The organism is Banduia mediterranea (assembly GCF_031846245.1).
GTDB classification, from domain to species: Bacteria; Pseudomonadota; Gammaproteobacteria; order Nevskiales; family Nevskiaceae; genus Banduia; species Banduia mediterranea.
Map to the genome: position 1 here is coordinate 1 of NZ_JAVRIC010000057.1, position 1,117 is coordinate 1,117.

Consider the following 1,117-nt stretch of genomic DNA (forward strand, 5'->3'; position numbering starts at 1 on the left):
CTGGCGCAAGTCGGCGACGCAGGCGCTGGCACAGCCTGCGGAGCGCAGCGAGCCCAAGGCCGAGAGGCGCCGGATCGGCGAGCTGGAGCGCGAGCTGCGGCGCAAGGACAGGGCGCTGGCGGAAGCGGCGGCGCTGCTGGTGCTGTCAAAAAAAGTCGAGGCGCTCTACCGCAGGGGCGCGGACGAATGATCCGCGTGGAAGAGCGTCGCGAAATGACCCTGGACATCGAACAGGCACAGGCGGCGGGTGCGCGGCTGCATCGTGCCTGCGAGATCGTCGGCATCGACCTGCGCACGCTGCAGCGCTGGAAGGCCGCCGATGGCCTGCTGCACGGTGATCGCCGTCCGCAGGCCAAGCGGCCGACGCCGGCGCATGCCCTCAGCGAGCAGGAGCGGATGCAGATCGTGGCCGTGGCCAACGAGCCGCGCTTTGCGGCGCTGCCGCCGGCGCGGATCGTGCCGATGCTCGCTGACGAAGGCCGCTACCTGGCCAGCGAGTCGAGCTTTCATCGCGTGCTCAAGGCGCAAGGCCAGCTCCGGCACCGTGGCCGTGCCAAGGCGCCCAGCGCCTCGCGCCGACCGACGACGCACATCGCGCACGGTCCGGGCGAAGTCTGGTGCTGGGACGTGACCTGGTTGCCGAGCCCGGTCGTCGGGCGCTGGTTCTACCTGTACCTGATCCTCGACATCTACAGTCGCAAGATCGTTGGCCACGAGGTTCATGAGGTCGAAGCCACCGAGCACGCCGCGCATCTGGTCAAGCGCACCGCCCTGGCCGAGGGTGTGCATGCCAGGGTGGATGGCCCGGTCCTGCACGGTGACAACGGCGGCATCCTCAAGGCCACGACCGTACTGGCGATGCTGCACTGGCTCGGCATCGCACCGTCGTACTCGCGTCCGCGCGTGTCCGACGACAACGCCTTCGTCGAGTCGCTGTTTCGCACCGCCAAGTACCGGCCCGGCTACCCGGCCAACGGCTTCAAGACGCTGGACGATGCGCGCCAGTGGGCCGCGCGCTTCGTCGACTGGTACAACCACGATCACCGCCACAGCGGCATTCGCTATGTCGCACCAGCGCAGCGCCACGCCGGCGACGACCACGCGATCCTGGCCGAGC

The 1,117-nt window shown here is 69.4% G+C and carries 1 pseudogene; it reads left to right on the top strand.

Annotation, left to right across the window (positions count from 1 at the left end):
• A pseudogene (locus RM530_RS18325) lies at positions 1–1,117 on the top strand (IS3 family transposase); the annotation flags it as partial.